This is a genomic window from Demequina aurantiaca (genome assembly GCF_050598105.1).
Lineage (GTDB): Bacteria > Actinomycetota > Actinomycetes > Actinomycetales > Demequinaceae > Demequina > Demequina aurantiaca_A.
In genome coordinates this window covers 2,249,206-2,265,860 of the sequence record NZ_CP192436.1, presented here as the reverse complement: position 1 = coordinate 2,265,860, position 16,655 = coordinate 2,249,206, and the positions used below count along the sequence as shown (strand labels likewise).

The following is a 16,655-nucleotide window of genomic DNA, read 5'->3' as shown; positions in this document are numbered from 1 at the left end:
TTGCCGGGCGCCCGTCATTCGACCACGAGGGGAGCCTACGTGTGCGTTTGGGTGGGTTGAGGTAGGCGAGTGGGTGACCTCGTTGAGACCAGAGCGGCAGAGCCCACCAGCAGGAGGCAGGCGACGGCCATGGTGAGGTACGAGGCGGCCACCGAGGATTGTTGGATGAGGAACCCGGCCGCGACACTTCCCGCGGCGCCTCCCAGGTTGTGGCTCGTATTTACCCACGTCGTGGCCTGTGTTTTCTTGTCCTCTCCCCCAAAATTGCTCGCTTCAAAGTAGGCGAGGATCATGACGGGGGAGAAAAAGAGGCCCGCCAACGCAATCGTCACGCAGATGAGGATGCCGTTGCTGAAGAGGGCCGTGCTGGTCGAAAGGAGGATGAGGCCGACGGCTGCCAGGAGCAGCTGCGAGTGCACGTTCATGCGAATGCCGAGCGTGCCAAAGACGAGTCCTCCGACGGCGCTTCCGCCCGCAAAGAGGCCCAACGCGACACCGGCCGCCGCTGCCCCCTGCGCCCCGGGAAAGGCGGCGGGAATCGCGATCACGTAGTGCCCAGAGATCAGGCCCGCGACGAGGGCCGGCAGCAGTACTCCGATGAAGCGTCGATCCCGCAGCAGGGAGCCCCTCGGTGTGCGCTCGCGCGGAGACTCGTCCTCGAGACGAGAGGGCACTGCGGCGGTCCGCACGGCGGGCGTCGACACGAACATCGTCGTGCCGAAGATCACCAGAAACGCGGGGACGAGCAGTGCGGCACTGGGTGTGATGACCGCGAGGGCCAAGCCCGCGACAGCTGGTCCTGCCAGGAAGAGCAATTCCTCCGCGACCGCATCAAGGCTGAGAGCTTTCTTGAAGGAACCAGGCTCGCGCGCTAGTTCGGACCAAACGACTCGCATCGTCGGACCGATGGGCGGTGCAAGCGAGCCCGCCAAGGCGGCGAGCGTCACCATCACGGGCACCGTGGCATCGGCGAATGAGGCAAGCGCCAGCGCGGCCAAAACCAGGCCGAAGGTCGAAGACAGTGCTAACAACACGCGTCGCCTGCCGAAATTGTCGATGAGGTGGGCGCGGGCAGGGGCCAGCAACGCGGCTGTCAGGCCGTACAACCCCAAGGCGAGGCCAGCTGCGGCTACGGACCCGGTGCTGCCTTGCACGGCGAAGAAGAGAGGCAGGATCACGAGCGCGTACGCGGCTCGTCCGACTATTGCGCTGCCGAATGTCACGGGTACGTGTGGCAGTCGCCAAACGTCGATGTAGCGAATGCGCGAGTTGGCTTTCATGAGGAGACTCCTAGGCGTGCGCGCGAGGGCGCGAGGGCGCGAGAAGAGAACGGTTGTCGAGGGAATCGGACAGCGTCTAATCGCGGGGGAGGAGCATGAACGGAGCCTAGCTCACGAGTGGTCGACCATGCCGAGTTTCGTGACCTGATCCAGGGTGCGGCTCGCTGTTACCGTGGACGTATGGCATCCGGCGGATCCTCGTATCGATGGAACGTCCGCGATGCCCTGACGCTCGCTGACGCTGCGCAGTACTCGACGTGGCGTCGAGCAATCGGGGCTGAGAATAGCTTCGCGTCAGGAAGCCTCGAGGGCGTGGTCGCGTGACGAGGCGCGCTATCCTCCGGCGCTCGGGTGCAGCCGGCCTGATGCTACTGGTGCTCATGCTCAGTGGCTGTTCGCGTTCGAGCGACGGGGGCGTGCGCGAATACGTCGACGAGGCCGTCGCGGGCCTTGGCGAGGGGTACTACGCCGATTCCGACGCATGGGACAAGGCTCTCGAAGAGGAGCTTCCGGGTCTCTACGCCGAGCAGACTATCCCGGACACGTATGGCGCTTTGCGTCGTTTGACCGAAGTTGCCGGCGGCCATCACAGTTCTTTCTCAACCCCGGCGGAGATCGCCGAGTGGAACGAGCTCTATTCGCCGGGCGGTGTGCCGCTTCCAACGGTCACTTACGGCGGGGTGGTGGCGAACCTGAGCCTTCCAGCGTTCTCGAGCGAGGATCAAGATGAGATTGACGAGTATCTAGGGGCCGCCGCGAGAATCTTCGACTCGGAACGCGCCAGCGAGGCTTGCGGGTGGGTTGTCGATCTGAGTTTGAATGGCGGAGGCAACCTGTGGACGATGCTCACGGCCGTTTCCCCGTTGCTAGACGACGGCGTCGTCGAGGCATTCCGCGACCGGGAGGGCTCGACGAGCAACGTCACTGTGACCGGAAACACGGTGACGTGGGATGCCCCGGAGTGGGACAGCCTCCAGCAAGAGTGGGGAACCTTTCCAGGAGATGTGGCGAAGTTTGAGGGCCGCCCGATCGCGATCCTGCAGTCCAGCGTCACGGGGAGCGCCGCTGAGTCGGTGATTGTTGCGTTCGCTGGGCAGGAGCGGGTAAAAACTTTTGGTTTAGCGACAGCGGGATTTACGACCGTTAACGACGGTTTCGAACTCCCGGACGGCGCCTTCGTTACGCTTTCATTTGCTCTGATGGGGGACCGCGAGGGTACCTTCCACGAGGGCCCTATTGCGCCGGATCAAGAAACAAGTGGTGGGATTGTGGGGGCGACTGAGTTGGCCGAAAGTTGGTTAGACGACGAATGCAGACAGTAGTTGCCGGATCCACCATTCCCCGCAAAGCTGTGACTCTAGGCCCTAATCGTGAAAGACGTCCCGGCTTCGCAAGTAGCCGCCCAGCGGTGGTTATCCACAAAGAGGAAGGGGGGAATCCCCAACTGCTTAACTTTGAAAAGTCAGTTCCTCTGCCACTACGGCTATCGTCCGGTGACTACGTTCAAGGGGCATGGAACCTCGAATCAGGGAAGAATAACAAGAGTTATGCGAGTTGGATGGGGTCCCAGTGCAACTAACGAAAGGAGCATCCCGATGAGTACGCGCAACATGATATTGATGTGGTCCATCGTGGCGGGCCTGGCCCTCACTACCTTCTTCGTAGGTATGGTCACCGGGTACCGAGCAGACGAAGCCTCGGTTGCCGCCGACGGTGAGACAGTGTTCAACCTGGATCAATGGCGTGCAGCGCTGTGGACACTCGTAGCGGCAACGATCGTCGCCGGAGTGGTCGCACTCGCTGTAACTGTTCGGCGTGCAGCACCAGTTGATGTGAAGCGGGTACTTGCACCTGCTTCACTGATCGTTGTCGGAGTCGCTGCCGCAACGCTCATTCTGCCGCTGGCGCTGCTGAGTGTCGCAGGCGTCGTATGGCTAATCGCGGGCCTCGCTAGAGCACCCCAGAGTGTTCCGGTGGTTGCCTAACCGGGCAACTCCTTGGAACCAAACGACGGCTCCAAATGAATGGCGGGGACTGTGAGGCTCACTCCCCGCGCTATGCGTGAAAAGGAAATGGCACACGCGCAGTTTCACCATAAGAACACAGTGTTGATTTAAGGCACGCTAGTGGAGTAGGTGACGGGCCTGCCGCACTAAATCGTTACAACTTGACCTGGCCCTGTCGCAACTGGCGAGGACCAGTGCCCTGTGGGGGACTGGTTTGCACTGCAGCATTGCTATCGGTTCGACGGCAAGTACGTACCAGCGATAGCGCTCGCTACCCATAAGGTTGACCTCCATGGCCAGTTCTAAAGAGGCTCCCTTGCCTCCCCGTAGTACCGGAAGACGCGTCCTCATCGTCGTCGGTGTGGTGCTCCTCTCGGGCCTAGCGGCGACCGCCTTAGGGATCGGGTTCATTTTTTGGTCAATTTGGTCGTTCCAGGAAGCTGGGGACGCCAAGAACGTCGATAAGGTCGAAGAGTCGTTCTTGGCGAACCCCGAAGGATTCCAGTCCGCGGCGGCCTATATGGCTCAGCTTGCTGATTTGGAGCGCAGTGCAACTCGCATCTCGTGGACAAGTGTCAGCGTTTGTGTCACCGATGAAAGCGCGACAGAAACGTGTAGGGACACGACTTCTGACGAGGAGGCGTCGCAGGTGGCAATCCCAGGCGCGGATGTAGTGCTCTGGTACGCGAGGGACGAAGGGCGGGTGCTTTTTGCTTTCAAAGATGATGAGCTAGACACTGTGTTCCTGATGTTCGACCCGCAGGCACGGGATGCGGAGGCATTCGCAAAGGTCAGAGGATTATCGTGGGAGCGCAACCTAGCCGACGGGTGGAGCAACCTTGGAAGCATCAGCGACATCGAGAAGTACGAGGCGCCTTAGGCGGCAGGCAGTGTCTCGCGACGGCGAGGCCCCGAAGGGTGAAGTGGCTAGCGGGCGCCAGACTGACTAGGGTCTGCCCCAGATTTGGCTGACACGTGGGGTTATCCACAAAGAAGATGCGGGATGGTGGTAGGCGTTCTAGTGTTTTAGAGCATGAGCGCCGATGTTGCCGCGCGTATCGAGTCACAGGTGCGCGATCAGATTCGTGAACGTGGGGTGGACCCGCTTCGCGAGGCCGCGCTCGTGCGCGCGCTAGTCGACGAGGCGCTCGAAGCATGGGACGAGCGCGCACTTATCGGCGCGGTGACGGCAGTCGTTGATCGCGTGGCGACCGCCAAGTGCGTGATCGACAACGTCTCCGGCCTCGGGCCCCTCCAGCAGTACATGGATGACCCCGAGATAGAAGAAATCTGGATCAACGAACCAGGCTAGGTTAACTAGACCTGTCTTTGTTCAAGCCTAGGTTTACCAGGTGCTGATGGAACTGCTGAACGGCAAGGTGACAACCTGTCGCCGAATCGTTCAGCGGTCCCGACTTACTCATCCAGGCCTTGAAGTGCTCGTAGAGAAAACTGAAGGGCGGTAGGTTCCGGGCATAAGCATCCTCGAACTCGCACAAGAACTCTCGTACCGGGTCGTTAACTTCCTTATAGTCGTTCAGGATGCGCTTGGTGGCCTCGGGCTCGGATAACATCCCGTACTGCTCGACGATGGTCATCACGTGCTTGGCGAAGTATTGATGGACCTCGGCGCGCTGCAGGTGCTCATCCTTGATGTATCGGTGGCCACCGCACTCGAAGTGCGTGTCGAACGGGATGAACAACTGCCTGCGGTAGAAGCTCTCCGAGCGGTCGCGCACCTGGGGAAACTGATCGAGGCACTGCACCATGTGCGCCGTTGTCGGATGGCCGTGGCAAAGTCGCCACATGCATGCATGCATCGGATGCAGTTGAACTGGGCCTGCAGCTCGTACCTCGACGCGTCGCGAACAATTCGATGTGGATCGTGTTGATCCTCGCGATGTTCGGTCGCTCAGACCCGATCATGTGGTTCGTCGAGGACAAGGCGGCAGGCTTGTCGGAGTACTGGACCGAGGGGTTTGACACGGGCCGGGAGTTCGCCCGCGCCGACTCAAACTCCGTAGAAGGGCAGCGGGGTAGTTTCGCCTTAACCCGAGTTCTATGTAGCTGAGCGCGCCGGTCAGACCGCGATCTTGCTGACCGCCAGTGGCGAAATCGTGGCCTGGGTCGTCTGCGACGGTGCCCTATTGCGAGCCCGACGTCGAGTCTGGATCTCCGAACGCAAGGCCATCATCCCCCAGCTCATCGGGCTCGCCAGCGAACGCCTCGCACGTGGCGCAGAACCAGTGCTCATCTTGAGCTGAGCCACGTGCGAGACAGAAAGGGATACAGGCACGGTATCGAGAGGGACCGCGTTGCCGAACGTCGAGCCGCAGTCTTCGCGGGCGGGCAGGCACGCCCGCGGCCTAGGGGCGCCGTGGTGGTGAGTTTCGCCGATACTCACCACCACGCGCGGTGAGCGTAGCGATGAGTTGGCGATCGTAGGGATCCGCAGGCCGCGGTCGCAGAGTAGAGTTCGACGCGCGCAGCGAAAGTAGTGGCTAGCACGGGGGCCGCGCTGCTCTACTTTTGCGGTTTGACTCATAGGGATCTGGGTGCTCGTAATCAAGCCCGGCACCGCCATCTGTGTGGTCGCTCACGGCGTGGTACAAGTTCAGGGTCGTGATGGTCTCCTTGAAGTCCCGTTCAAGTTGATCGTAGACGGTGAGCGCGTCCCAGGTGCTTTGACACTTGCTCGCCTCCCAGCGCAGTTCGGCTACCGCCGTGGCCAGATTCTGCAGCCTGCCGAGCATATGAGGGCCGAGGTCCTCCCAGGTTGACTTGTGCCGTTGGGCCAAAGCCACCACGGGTATGGCAGCATCAAGCATCGATACAACAGCTCCAAAATCACTTTGAGCTTGTTCCGCGGTGGCGGGGGTACTGAATTGCCAATTGTTCGAGCTCTTGAGATAGCTTCCCTGCGCGCGCAATCTTGCTGAGGCGGAGGGTAAGTTCCGTTGATCGAAGAGCGCATGCCATCGCATTACGCCGTCGGTGACGTCGGCGCGCGCAACTAGGTGGTGAGTGCGGACGAACGCCGCCACGGCCAGAATTAGCGCGAGTAGCGCCACTGCAGTTTGTGGAATCCACATTTTCGGGTCATCTCCTTGTGCGAGGGGTGTCGTAAAGCGCCATGGCACTCGCACTCGATCGGCCGGTTGTTGCCTGGCAAGATCTTTTTCAAGTGAGCAGCGAACGTGTTTTTTAGAGGGCGCTAAGCAGGGCAATTAGTCTTTTGTGGTCCGCAGGGTGAATGTGCACCCTGCCTAAAAGATCCTAGCTCTTAATGTTGATTGTGCACGCGAGACGCCGTCATTGAGGGACGCTCTGAAACATTGCGCCACCAATATGGGTGGATCTTGGAGTGCGATAAATTTCGGATGAGCCCCGGAGTGGTGGCACGTCAAGAATCAATTGCAATCTCAGAGATCGGGGACCCGTCCCAGGTTCGCTTGGGCAGTCTTCTGCCCGGAACGAGGTCGTTTGTCTCCACCCGGTGGATCGCCGTAGTCCGAGTGGTGAAGAACAGGTCAGAAGGACCCCAGGTGACCAGGCTTCGGCGGCTTCGGCCCCAGGCTAGGTTGACTAGAGGTCTCTTCGCTATACCTGGTCGACTCAGGTCGAGACCCTCAAACTACCGGTAGATGGCGCCGATTGGGCGGCGGCGATTGTGGTCTTGGGTTGAGCGGCATTCGACCTCGCTTCCGCCGCGAGCCTCGCGTCTGCACGCAAGGCTGGGAGGGGTCGCCTCAACCTCCTGCAACGCACTACACCCCACCTGGCGAGTGCCGGACGGGCTGTGGTTGAAGAGGTGCGGCGAGTTACCCGACGGTGGTGACAGTCTCGAACTTGCCTGTCGTGGGGTTGAGCGCCTTCACGTTGTACTGGTTTGAACCAGTCTCATCCATCACCTTGACGGCGGAGATTTCACCCGTTGTCAGTGCGCGATCGCCGCCAGGCGGAGTGAAGTTGTTGTCCTGGACCCAAGCCCAGGCCTCCTCGGGAGACTCAAACATCGTCGGAACCTTCAGAACGCTACCCGAAATGCCCGAGCGAGCGAACTGAACCTCGGTATCATTCCCGCCGTTGAATTTGCTCTGCGGGTTTTCCAGGATCGAAATCATGTAGCCACCGAAACCTGGGTTTCCGGTCTCAAGGGAGTTCTGAGAGGAGTCCTTCATCCCGGAAACCACCGCGGCGTGACCGTCCGCACGATACTCATTCACGTTCGACGCGTGAATGCCGAACCCGAGGGGTAGCTTCTCTGAGCCGACATACTTGACGCCGTCCACGTACTGCGCAAGCGTTGACGGCTGATAGCCCGTCATGTCCCAGTTTGGCTCCTGCTTGGAAACCACAGCCCTCACACCGGCATCCCAGAGTTCAGGGTAGGAGTCGTGAATCCACTGCTCAGCCTCACCCTGCGGTTCGGCGGAGAAGACGTAGTCATCTTGTGTGGAAGGGAAAGCCATTCCGTCAGGCACGGTGCCATCGGTCGTCAGGACATACTCCTGCGGGGAGGTCGCTGGCGGGCTAGCTTCCAGAGACGGAGCCACAGTTGACGCCACTGTCGGCTCAGCCGATTGTGACGCCGAGGCGGGGGAGTCCGAGGCTGCCTCCGACGAGCAACTGCTCAGGATAAGAGCCGTTGTCGCGATGAGGGCGCTCACCGCCAACTTCGGCCTGTTCAAAGCGGCCATGGTGGGTTCTCCTTGAGGTTCAATGCAATAGGTCGGGCAGCGTGCAGTGCAATGTCATGCCTGACGAGTGCCGGACGGGGTGTGGCTTGAGGAAGGGCTTAGTAGTCGACGAACCCGCCGGCGCGAGAGTCATAGATGAGGGAATCGCCACTTATGCGAGAGACGAGGACGAGTCCAATCTCCCCGGGGTTGAGCGAGCGGGCCGAGTCCGCGTTGGGTGTAAAGCGACTGTCCTGCACGTACGCCCACGCCTCCTCCCAGTTCATAAAATTCTTCGGCTTCTCCCCGGAGGCGGGGGAATCCGACCCTCCGAGCAAGTCGGAAATCGTGAGCGTCGCTCCCCCAATTCCACCTTGAGGCCCAATCTCCTCAACGATGCTGACCGCGTAGCCGCCGCGGCCGAAGTTTCCCGAGTCCTCCAAGATGGTCTTGTCCTTCTTTGCGGCAAGAAACTCGTCAACCGTGTCCGAAGGGATCGTCCCTGGGTTCTCAATCTGCCCGCGGAATCCGAGAGGCATCTCCTCAGTTCCTTCGTACCGCGCACAATTGATGTACTGGATCAGCACTGACGGGATGAGCGAGTCCTCGTAGTTGTAGCCCTTTGTGGTTCCTTGGATCGAAACCGCACGAACACCGAGCGCCCACTGCTCAGGAGCGTTGTCGAAGATCCATTGCTCGGCCGCACCCTGAGGCTCATCCGAGAAGACGTAGTTGGGGTCCGTCTGCGAGGGGAATGTAATTCCCACCGGGACCGCGAGGTAGTTGTCGGTCGCGACCCACTCCTGACCGCCGGCCTGTTCCGACGGGGCCGCCGTCGGCTCAATCGACTGCCCGACCGTTGCGGACGCTGTGTCGGAGGAGTCCGTGGTCGATGAGCAGGAGCTCAGGCTCAAGGCGGCTGCCGCAATCAGTGCGCCCACCGTTAACGACTGTCGGATAAGGGCGGCCATGTCGGGTTCTCCTTGGGGTTCAAAGCAATAGGTCGGGCAGCGTGCAGTGCAATGGCATGCCTGGCGAGTGCCGGACGGGGTGTGGTTGAGGTGCGCTCTAGTTTGATGCCCCGACTACGAAGTCACCCACTCTGGGGTCGTAGACGTAAGCGACATACGGGTCACCAGCCTTCTCTCCGGCGTCGGTGGCCATAATCTGCGCAATCTCGCCAGGGTTTAGGGTTCTAGCACCCTCGGAGTTCGGGGTGAAGCCGTTCTCTTGAAGATAGGCCCACGCGGCTTCCCAGGTCGGGAAATTGCGAGGCTCCTCTCCTGCCGCCGGCGTGTCCCTTCCAGAGCGGAAGTCGCTGATATAGAGCTTCGCACCACCGGATCCACCACGGGCTCCAATCTGCTCGACAATGTCCACGATGTACCCGCCACGACCGTTATTGCCGGGGTCGGCTTCGGTCATCGAGCTGTCCTTTAGGCCCGCGAGTCTCCGGTCAACAGCGTCAGCAGGGATAGTCCCTGGGTCCTCAATCTGCCCGCGGAAGCCGAGCGGCATGGACTCGGTGCCCTCATAACGCTCACCGTTGATGTACTGGACCAGCACCGACGGGATGAGTGAATCCTCGTAGTTGTAGCCCTTTGTGGTTCCTTGGATCGAGACCGCACGCACGCCGAGAGCCCACTGCTCAGGCGCGTTGTCAAAAATCCACTGCTCAGCAGCGCCCTGCGGCTCGTCAGAGAATACGTAGTTCGGGTCCGTCTGCGACGGGAACGTGATGCCGACGGGCACCGCCAGGTAGTTGTCGGTCGCGACCCACTCCTGACCGCCGGCCTGTTCCGACGGGGCGGCCGTCGGCTCAATCGACTGCCCGACCGTTGCGGAGGGCGAGCTGGGGGAGTCCGAGTCCGCGGAGCAACCGCTCAGGACAAGAGCGGTGGTCGCAATGAGTGCGCCCACCGTTAACGACTGACGGATAAAGGCGGCCATGTCGGATTCTCCTTGGGGTTCACTGCAATACGCCGGCTGGTCGAGCTATAGCCCACCGCCGCCCGGGTTCGCGTCACGGCTGCTCGCGCTGCGTCCTGCGATGTGCTCTGGTTTCGCGTCACTCTACAGCGGAAGTCATGCATTTACTGGTCATGTCTCTAAACAGCGAGGGACTTACCAGTGAAGTAAGGGGAGTGCCTGGGTTCTGGCAAGCGGGTACTGACGCCGCAGCACGCATTGAGTCCCAGTTGCGCGACCAGACACACGATCTTGGGGTCGACCGCTGCGCGCGTACGCATCCAGGTCATGATCGGGTCGGTGTTGGTCGCCGTGGTCTGCTGGTAGAGCTCCTGCGAGTGGACCAGGCCGAGGAGTTGCCCTGAAGGGTCAGGAATCTCGTTAATTCCGACGTTAATGTTGTCGTTAATGATTGCGGTCATGATTAGGCTCCTCATTTAGACGAAAGATTGTTGGATGTTTTGGGGTTTCGGCGGCGTTGGGCTGCCTTCTGTTCCACGGACCTGCCCGCATCAGCCCCTGACTGATGCCAACCGTGAAGACGCACTGTGGCGCGTGAGGCCATCAGGCCGAAAGCGCACGTCGTTTGGAACCGGAGGCTACTTCCGTAGAAACCGGGTGGAGTAGTTTCATCAGCGCACCCGGGTCGGCCCTGCCGACTCCGCTGAGCGGTGATTCTTCAGTGAACACAGGCTCTGCGAGTGCCCGTCTAGGGAGCTAGCCCTCCCTCGAGCGCTACCAAGGCTGCTGACGCACACACTGGCCGGCTCAAGATGAATACATGTCATTGGGTCGCGGACGAACCCATCAGGGGTCGACAAGAGCCCGTCTTACTTGCCGAGGTGGTCGTCCGTCGCGAGCCCCTAGAACCGCGGGCCTCAGGGGCGCGCTGGCGGATCTCGGCGTTGACTATCGCAGAAGTGGCGGACCTTGCTTCGTAGGTGCGGTCATGAACCAGTGGTCATGTCGCTACATCGAATCGCACGGCCGAAAGGTCCGTGCACTTGATGTCCCGAGGCAGCTCTGCTGCCTTGCAATAGCCGCAGCGAAGCTGCTGCGAAGTGAAGCCGGCCGCGCGCAGGGCGGGGGCACCCTCAACGAGCCCAGCGGGCTCGTTGAGGGCAAGGAGCGAAGCGACGCAGTAAGACCCCTGACGAGCGCAGCGAGGAGGGGTCACGAACCACCGCAGCGGAGCGAGGATGGAGCGTGAGCGCGGTCGGCTCTGCCGACCCACCGAAGCGAAGCGAGGTGGCAGTGCGGCTTATGCCCTTTGATCATTGTTGGAACATCCGCCGCCTCAGCGGTGGATTGACGTCTGAATCCCTTATCTATCAGGGGAAACGAGGTCATACACATCATCTGCATACACACCGCTTTTATCTGCATACGCGCATGCGGATGCCGGCTGTGCCCCCTCGTTTACACGGGAAAGGCTCCGGTTGTGCGTATACGCAGCGCGAAGCGATGTGCCCCTCTGCATACGCACAGCATTTGGGTCTGTTTCAGCGCCTTTTCAGGGACCGTTTCGACCTATCAGCGTCCCTGGCTCATGGAGCCGTCAACGGCCGTCCAGGCGGCCGTTGTCATCGTTGCAAATAAGGGATTGTTCAGAGCCCGTTGCATCATCATCGGGAGAGCATGCCACCACAATGACACCTCTATGGAGGGGTCGAATCTCAGTGGCTGCATCAGCAGCCGAAGCAGCACCGCTGCGACACTTGGCAGCGCCTGTTGCCTCACCTGAGCATCGCCTGCTGCAGCGCGTATGCAGCACCTAGATCCGCGCGCCGCCTGGCACGGCGCCCAGGGCCGCAACGCATCTGCATGACGTCTCAGCTCAGCGGCGGGGGCTACGTCACCGCACGGCTCATACGACGTCACTGGCAGCGAGATCAGCATCGGCCGCAGGTCTTGAGTCACAGCGCCTGCCGCGGTCTCGAGACGGCTCAGGCAGCATCACTGCAGGCTTGTGCTCTGGCGTGGGATCACCGCAGCCTCAAGCGCTGAGGGGTGAGCGCTACGGCACTCATCGGCGCTGTGCAGCGCCGTCGCAGCACTGCCTCGACCTCGAGGCTCATAACGCAGCGAAGGCGTCGGGTGCTCGGTCACATGGCCGCCGCGGGTATTCAGCACAAGCCGCTGTTGAATCAGCAGAGGCTGGCATGACCAAGCAGCACGGTCTCAGCGTCACGGCCCAGGTCGGAGACCGCTCAGGCAGCATCACTGCCGGCTATCTGGTTGCCGGGCCGGCCGCCGTGGGATCCACGAATTTCGGCGCGACCTGGATCAGCGTTCTGATCAGGGGAGCCGAGTGGTTTGGAGGGGCTGGAACACCGAAAAAGCGGTCGATCCAGTGGCTATCTAGTGGCTTTTCAGCGGCACCGTAGCGGCACCGTAGCGGCACCACAACGGCACCGTGGCGGCACCGTAGTGGCATGACAACGGCACACCAACGGCATGACAGCGGCACCGTGGCGGCATGACAGCGGCACCGTAGCGGCATACCAACGGCACGCCAGCGGCATCACAGTGGCACGCTAGCGGCAGGCAAAACCGGCTTCACGGTGGCCTCCAGGACGTCGCAGTCACTGTCAGCCGTCACCGGCGGCGACGCTGCATCATCATCGGCCGCCTCGCGGTGAGCACCACAGGCTGCCGTGGCTCCCGGTTAGCTTGCGAGCCATGCCGAGCGGCTACAACACCGCAGCATCACCGGCAAGCGGATTGAGATCCGGGCGGCCCGCATCACGCTGCCGCGCGCTGCGGGCGGGAGCGCGGCCAGACGGCTGAACCAGACAGCCAGCTCGCCGGCGCGCTCGGCCGCCGGAAACGATCAGCCAGAGAAAAAATGAACCCGCTCATGAAGCAACCGAGGTTGCGACATGAGCGGGCTGAAGGGTCTTGCCGGGTTGAAGCCAGTGGTGCGATTTAAGGGGTGAGAACTTCGTGGTCCTCGTCGATCCAGGCGTCAAGGTCCGCGATTTTGTAGTAGACCCGAGCATGCAGGCGACCTTGGCGCATGTACTTGGGGCCTCGCCCCAGGTTGCGCCAGTTCGCCAGCGTCTGCGTAGCAACGCCGAGGTACAGCGCAGCGTCTGGGCCAGAGAGGCGACCGGGTTGAACGGTCCTCACTTGCGACGCTGCACTGCCAGTCCCCTTCGGCTGAAGTGGCTTCGCTCCAGTCATGCGATCGCCGTCCATAGGCCGCACAGGAATTGGTGTCGAAACGCGCGAGGGCTCACGTGCAGTCCCCGTTGATCGCCAGCGACCATATCGGGCCGTCTTCCCATGGCTCAAAACCGGCGTCGCGAATCGCACTATGCACGCGCACCAGCGCTTGGTCACTCTCGGATCCATCAGGTAGGCCACCTGTGCCGTCGGCCGACAAGGGTTCGGGCCGGATCAGAACCAAGGCGCCAGATGGTTCAACCCCCAACTCCTCGAGAGCCTTCAGGAGGATAGTGAGCGACAATCCGCGGCGACGATAGGGCTCGCTAAGCACCAGCCACTTGACGAGGACAACAACAGACACCGAGTTGTCTCTGGCGTCTGACTCGCGCTTGTCTGCAATAGCAGGTGCGACTCTCAGGTCGCTATAGGGCAAGCCCTCCTGTAAGGCGAGCAAATCGCGCCACGGGCCTCTCGCAATGTAGCCAGCCAGCGACCCGATTACTCCCTCACTGAGATCTCTGGGGGAGATGTCGAGAACCTCGCCACGGAACCCTTGAACTAGGGCAGGATCCTCCGCCCAAATCTCGTGAATCTCGACGCAAAAAAAGGATTCGTCATGCTTGCTTGTCCATGTCATAGTGCCCAGTTTGGGGCAATTTAGGCCCGAATCAAGGAAGCCCCAAAAACGGAAATCACGCTTCCCCTGATCTACCAATGGAACATTGACCTATACCGCCGGGCGTGTCCGATGCAAAGAATTGCGGTTCGCTAGTTCCATCCGTGGTGTCGGTCGTTGAGCGATGCTTTCGGCGCTGCGATTGGGGTCACGCTCGCGCTGTTTGACAGCCTCTGGCTAGCTAACGAAACCATCCACGACAGCCGTCGCAAAGAGATTCCCGGCGCCTACGAACCACTTCCACTTTGGTCGCGTTCGACCACAGGGCGGTGCACCGTGTCAGTTATGCCGTGGCGCTCGATCTCAGCCCTAATCAGGGCGTTCACGGAGGCCGAGGGATCGAACTGGGAAGCCCACCAGTCTGCGACGCTCACGTCGACGTGCGGCACTTTCAAAGCGAAACGGTGCACTTCACGCGCAGGTGGGCGGTAGGCGGCGACGTTCTGTTCGACCTCATCAGACAAAGCGCAGACCACTCCTTGGTAGTAGTAAAGCTACTCAGTTTGCGCAACTATCCTGTCACGCTTGCGTTGCCAGGTGGACCCTCGGCGCAAGAAACCCGAGGCAAAGCGAACATTGTGCGCCACTGCGTCCACCGCCTCGTTCGGCATCGTCGCTCGGTAGTGCCTCCGGGCCCGTATCAGATCGAGGACATGCGATCTGAGATAGGCAGGTTAAGCGAGAGAGACTGCTCCGCGGCTCAGATGACAAGCGCTCGATGTACCTTGGGCGGGAGTCGTACCTGGAAGCGCCCCGAGTACTGCCGGTCACCGATCCGCTGTAGCGCCGCCTCGCCGCTAGTGGCCATATCCTGGAGCACCTCTGCGACCTCTGCGACCTCTGCGCCGGTCGGGACGGCTACTGCCGGCGATGCACCGCTAGGGTTGCCGGTTCGCGCTACCAGGGGGCTCCAGCTGCGCCGCGTGCATGGCTGGCCTCGCCGTTGGTCGGGGCCGCGGATGCGAGCACCGATCTAGCGATGGCCGCACGGATTATGATTCCAGCGGGTAGGTCGTGGAAGAGGCTTCTCGAAGCCGAAGTTTTGATCAGTACGGCATGGCGACCGTCGTTCGGCACGCACACTGTCGCCGCAGATGGTCACCCTTGCCGGTCGTTGATGGAACGCTATGTTGACGATTGGATGTGCAGCAATGGTGTGCCTCACGAGTGCGAGCCAACTACGCGGCGAAGACGGCGCACAAACATGCGCTGGCCGACAAGCATGGGTTCTCACTGATCATCATCACCCCTGAGGACATGGATGACCTGCCTGGCATACTCTGCGCGTTTGCGTCAGCAAGTTAGGGGTCCACCGTGCGCAGTCCGCGGAGACTGCGCCTCCGCGCGGGTACGTTCTGTACGTCGACGTGCGCTTTGGCTGCCCTCGGACGGCTCGGTATTCTTGGACGGTTGGCCGCGGAGCCAGGCGTGTAAAAGCAGAGAGAGAGTTGTTGTGAGGATGATCTACGTGGCTGCTGCAGCCGCGAGTGCGGCGTTTGTACTAGTGGCTTGCGTACCGATCGAGCCTGAAGCTGATTCGTCCACCTCACCTGAGGTCCAGGCCCCGGCGATCACCCGTGGTGCTGCAAGCGAGTTAGACCCCGTAGGTGCAGATGCCGCGAAGGCGCAGGAGGTGAACCTGTGGATGCGGGAAATGAGCCGCTGGAGCGCGCCAGATTCGTACTGGGGCACGGTGGCGGAGCAATCAGCCGACGAGTTGCAGCGCCTCGCTGATTCCTACCCGGTTGCTGAGTCGGCGGTGCCGGCGGAGCTTAGCGCGGCAGCTGGAGCCATCACTGCAGGCAAGCTCGAACTCGGTGCACGCGACTATGAGGCTGCAGCAATCACGCTTGAGGCCGCGCCGACAGCCCTGAACGGTGTCTACGAGCAGCTGGTAATGGACGCGGAGGCGGTGGAGGCCGATACTGGCTGGCGGCTCACGCTCGGTGATGATCTGATGACGACAGGCACCGGGCAGGACAACGCCCGCGTCGAACGCTGGATCGACGGTGACACGATGGAGACAAGCACCGGGGAAATCGTTCGACTTATCGGCATCGACACCCCGGAGATGTCCCAAACATGCTCCCAGGCCGAGGAGGCTCTGGCGGCGGTGCAGGCAATGGCTCCCGAGGGCGCGACCATCACTCTGCGCAGTGCGTGGACGCATGAACCCACAGACAAGTACGGTCGATCCCTGCGTTACGTAGAACTCGCAGATGGCACCGACGTCGGATACTCTTTGCTGCTATCCGATCTTGCCGAGGCTCGGTACGACTCACGTGACGGATACCGGTGGCACCTACGAGAAAAGGCGTACCGCGACACCGGAGGAGATCCAGGCTTTGACGCAGCCTGTGCGTTCGCCGCGACGGGGCTGATTCTCCTCGAAGATGACGACCGATACAACGATGACGGACGCGAGCGCAGTGATCGCATGAGTCTGATCGAACGCACTCTCGCTCAGTCAGGTGCGGGCCTTGGCGACATGGTCGTCGACGCGCGAGCCACGCATGAGACTCGTGATCGTGAGGCGGCGCGCAAGGCTGCGAACTCCTCAGCGCCATCAGATTGGTCGTTCGATTTCCCCGACTCGCTTTGCCCCACCAGGTGGTGCTGAGACGCGATCGTGCCCACTTAGCGAAGCCTCGATAACTCTGCTACCGCGGTGGATTTAGGTAACTCAGATATCCTCCGGATCCGTATGCAACTGAACAAATGCGACGATGGCCAAGGATTACTCGATCGTTCAACGCATCGTGTGCGGACGCCTGGCCACTCGGCATTCTTTCGGATGCAAGCCACGACGCCCATACTCGCGCTTTTTGAACCGGCCGACCGGTCATACCCCAAGGATCGGCAACAGCATGCATTT

At 61.2% G+C, this 16,655-nt stretch carries 17 protein-coding genes; 7 read left to right on the top strand and 10 right to left on the bottom strand.

The annotated features are described in order from the left end of the window. Positions 1-35 precede the first annotated feature (35 nt). A complete protein-coding gene (locus tag ACQU6B_RS10260) occupies positions 36-1,280 on the bottom strand; it encodes an MFS transporter (protein WP_430867454.1) in 1,245 nt (414 codons plus the stop codon). 180 nt (positions 1,281-1,460) lie between these two features. Between ACQU6B_RS10260 and ACQU6B_RS10255 the strand changes: the two genes are divergently transcribed. The 5 genes from ACQU6B_RS10255 (at position 1,461) to ACQU6B_RS10235 (ending at position 4,598) form a co-directional block, all read left to right on the top strand. After that, complete coding sequence (locus ACQU6B_RS10255; protein ID WP_430867453.1) at positions 1,461-1,604, top strand: hypothetical protein; 144 nt, start codon at positions 1,461-1,463, stop codon at positions 1,602-1,604. Continuing rightward, positions 1,601-2,602: a S41 family peptidase gene (locus ACQU6B_RS10250; RefSeq protein WP_430867452.1), complete on the top strand. Its 1,002-nt coding sequence runs from the start codon at positions 1,601-1,603 to the stop codon at positions 2,600-2,602. Before ACQU6B_RS10255 ends, ACQU6B_RS10250 begins: the two co-directional genes overlap by 4 nt. Before the next feature lie 273 nt (positions 2,603-2,875). After that, entirely contained in the window at positions 2,876-3,265 is a 390-nt protein-coding gene (locus ACQU6B_RS10245; RefSeq protein ID WP_430867451.1) for a hypothetical protein, read from the top strand. 313 nt (positions 3,266-3,578) lie between these two features. Beyond that, entirely contained in the window at positions 3,579-4,166 is a 588-nt protein-coding gene (locus ACQU6B_RS10240) for a hypothetical protein (protein ID WP_430867450.1), read from the top strand. Between the two features lie 153 nt (positions 4,167-4,319). Next, positions 4,320-4,598, top strand: a complete 279-nt coding sequence (locus ACQU6B_RS10235; RefSeq protein WP_430867449.1) for a hypothetical protein — start codon at positions 4,320-4,322, stop codon at positions 4,596-4,598. A 1-nt stretch (position 4,599) separates the two neighbouring features. Here ACQU6B_RS10235 and ACQU6B_RS10230 read toward each other — a convergent pair whose 3' ends face one another. Further along, positions 4,600-5,094 (bottom strand): primase-like DNA-binding domain-containing protein, encoded by a 495-nt coding sequence (locus ACQU6B_RS10230; RefSeq protein ID WP_430867448.1) that lies wholly within the window; start codon positions 5,092-5,094, stop codon positions 4,600-4,602. A gap of 2 nt (positions 5,095-5,096) precedes the next feature. Between ACQU6B_RS10230 and ACQU6B_RS10225 the strand changes: the two genes are divergently transcribed. Beyond that, a complete protein-coding gene (locus tag ACQU6B_RS10225) occupies positions 5,097-5,357 on the top strand; it encodes a hypothetical protein (RefSeq protein ID WP_430867447.1) in 261 nt (86 codons plus the stop codon). Positions 5,358-5,787: 430 nt separating this feature from the next. Here the strand turns inward: ACQU6B_RS10225 and ACQU6B_RS10220 are convergent, their stop codons facing one another. The 8 genes from ACQU6B_RS10220 to ACQU6B_RS10185 form a co-directional block, all read right to left on the bottom strand. Beyond that, a complete protein-coding gene (locus tag ACQU6B_RS10220; protein ID WP_430867446.1) occupies positions 5,788-6,378 on the bottom strand; it encodes a hypothetical protein in 591 nt (196 codons plus the stop codon). 729 nt (positions 6,379-7,107) lie between these two features. Beyond that, positions 7,108-7,986: a hypothetical protein gene (locus tag ACQU6B_RS10215; RefSeq protein ID WP_430867445.1), complete on the bottom strand. Its 879-nt coding sequence runs from the start codon at positions 7,984-7,986 to the stop codon at positions 7,108-7,110. Between the two features lie 98 nt (positions 7,987-8,084). Next, a complete protein-coding gene (locus ACQU6B_RS10210) occupies positions 8,085-8,936 on the bottom strand; it encodes a hypothetical protein (protein WP_430867444.1) in 852 nt (283 codons plus the stop codon). 97 nt (positions 8,937-9,033) lie between these two features. Next, complete coding sequence (locus ACQU6B_RS10205; protein WP_430867443.1) at positions 9,034-9,915, bottom strand: hypothetical protein; 882 nt, start codon at positions 9,913-9,915, stop codon at positions 9,034-9,036. A gap of 158 nt (positions 9,916-10,073) precedes the next feature. Further along, positions 10,074-10,355: a hypothetical protein gene (locus ACQU6B_RS10200; protein ID WP_430867442.1), complete on the bottom strand. Its 282-nt coding sequence runs from the start codon at positions 10,353-10,355 to the stop codon at positions 10,074-10,076. A 2,506-nt stretch (positions 10,356-12,861) separates the two neighbouring features. Next, entirely contained in the window at positions 12,862-13,065 is a 204-nt protein-coding gene (locus ACQU6B_RS10195; protein WP_430867441.1) for a helix-turn-helix transcriptional regulator, read from the bottom strand. Positions 13,066-13,171: 106 nt separating this feature from the next. After that, positions 13,172-13,741 carry a hypothetical protein gene (locus tag ACQU6B_RS10190; protein ID WP_430867440.1) on the bottom strand — a complete coding sequence of 190 codons (570 nt, stop codon included), beginning with the start codon at positions 13,739-13,741 and terminating at the stop codon, positions 13,172-13,174. 739 nt (positions 13,742-14,480) lie between these two features. Next, positions 14,481-14,588, bottom strand: coding sequence for a toxin-antitoxin system HicB family antitoxin (locus ACQU6B_RS10185; protein ID WP_430867439.1), 108 nt, complete (start codon positions 14,586-14,588; stop codon positions 14,481-14,483). A 660-nt stretch (positions 14,589-15,248) separates the two neighbouring features. Between ACQU6B_RS10185 and ACQU6B_RS10180 the strand changes: the two genes are divergently transcribed. Beyond that, a complete protein-coding gene (locus tag ACQU6B_RS10180; RefSeq protein ID WP_430867438.1) occupies positions 15,249-16,400 on the top strand; it encodes a thermonuclease family protein in 1,152 nt (383 codons plus the stop codon). The last annotated feature ends 255 nt before the right edge of the window (positions 16,401-16,655 follow it).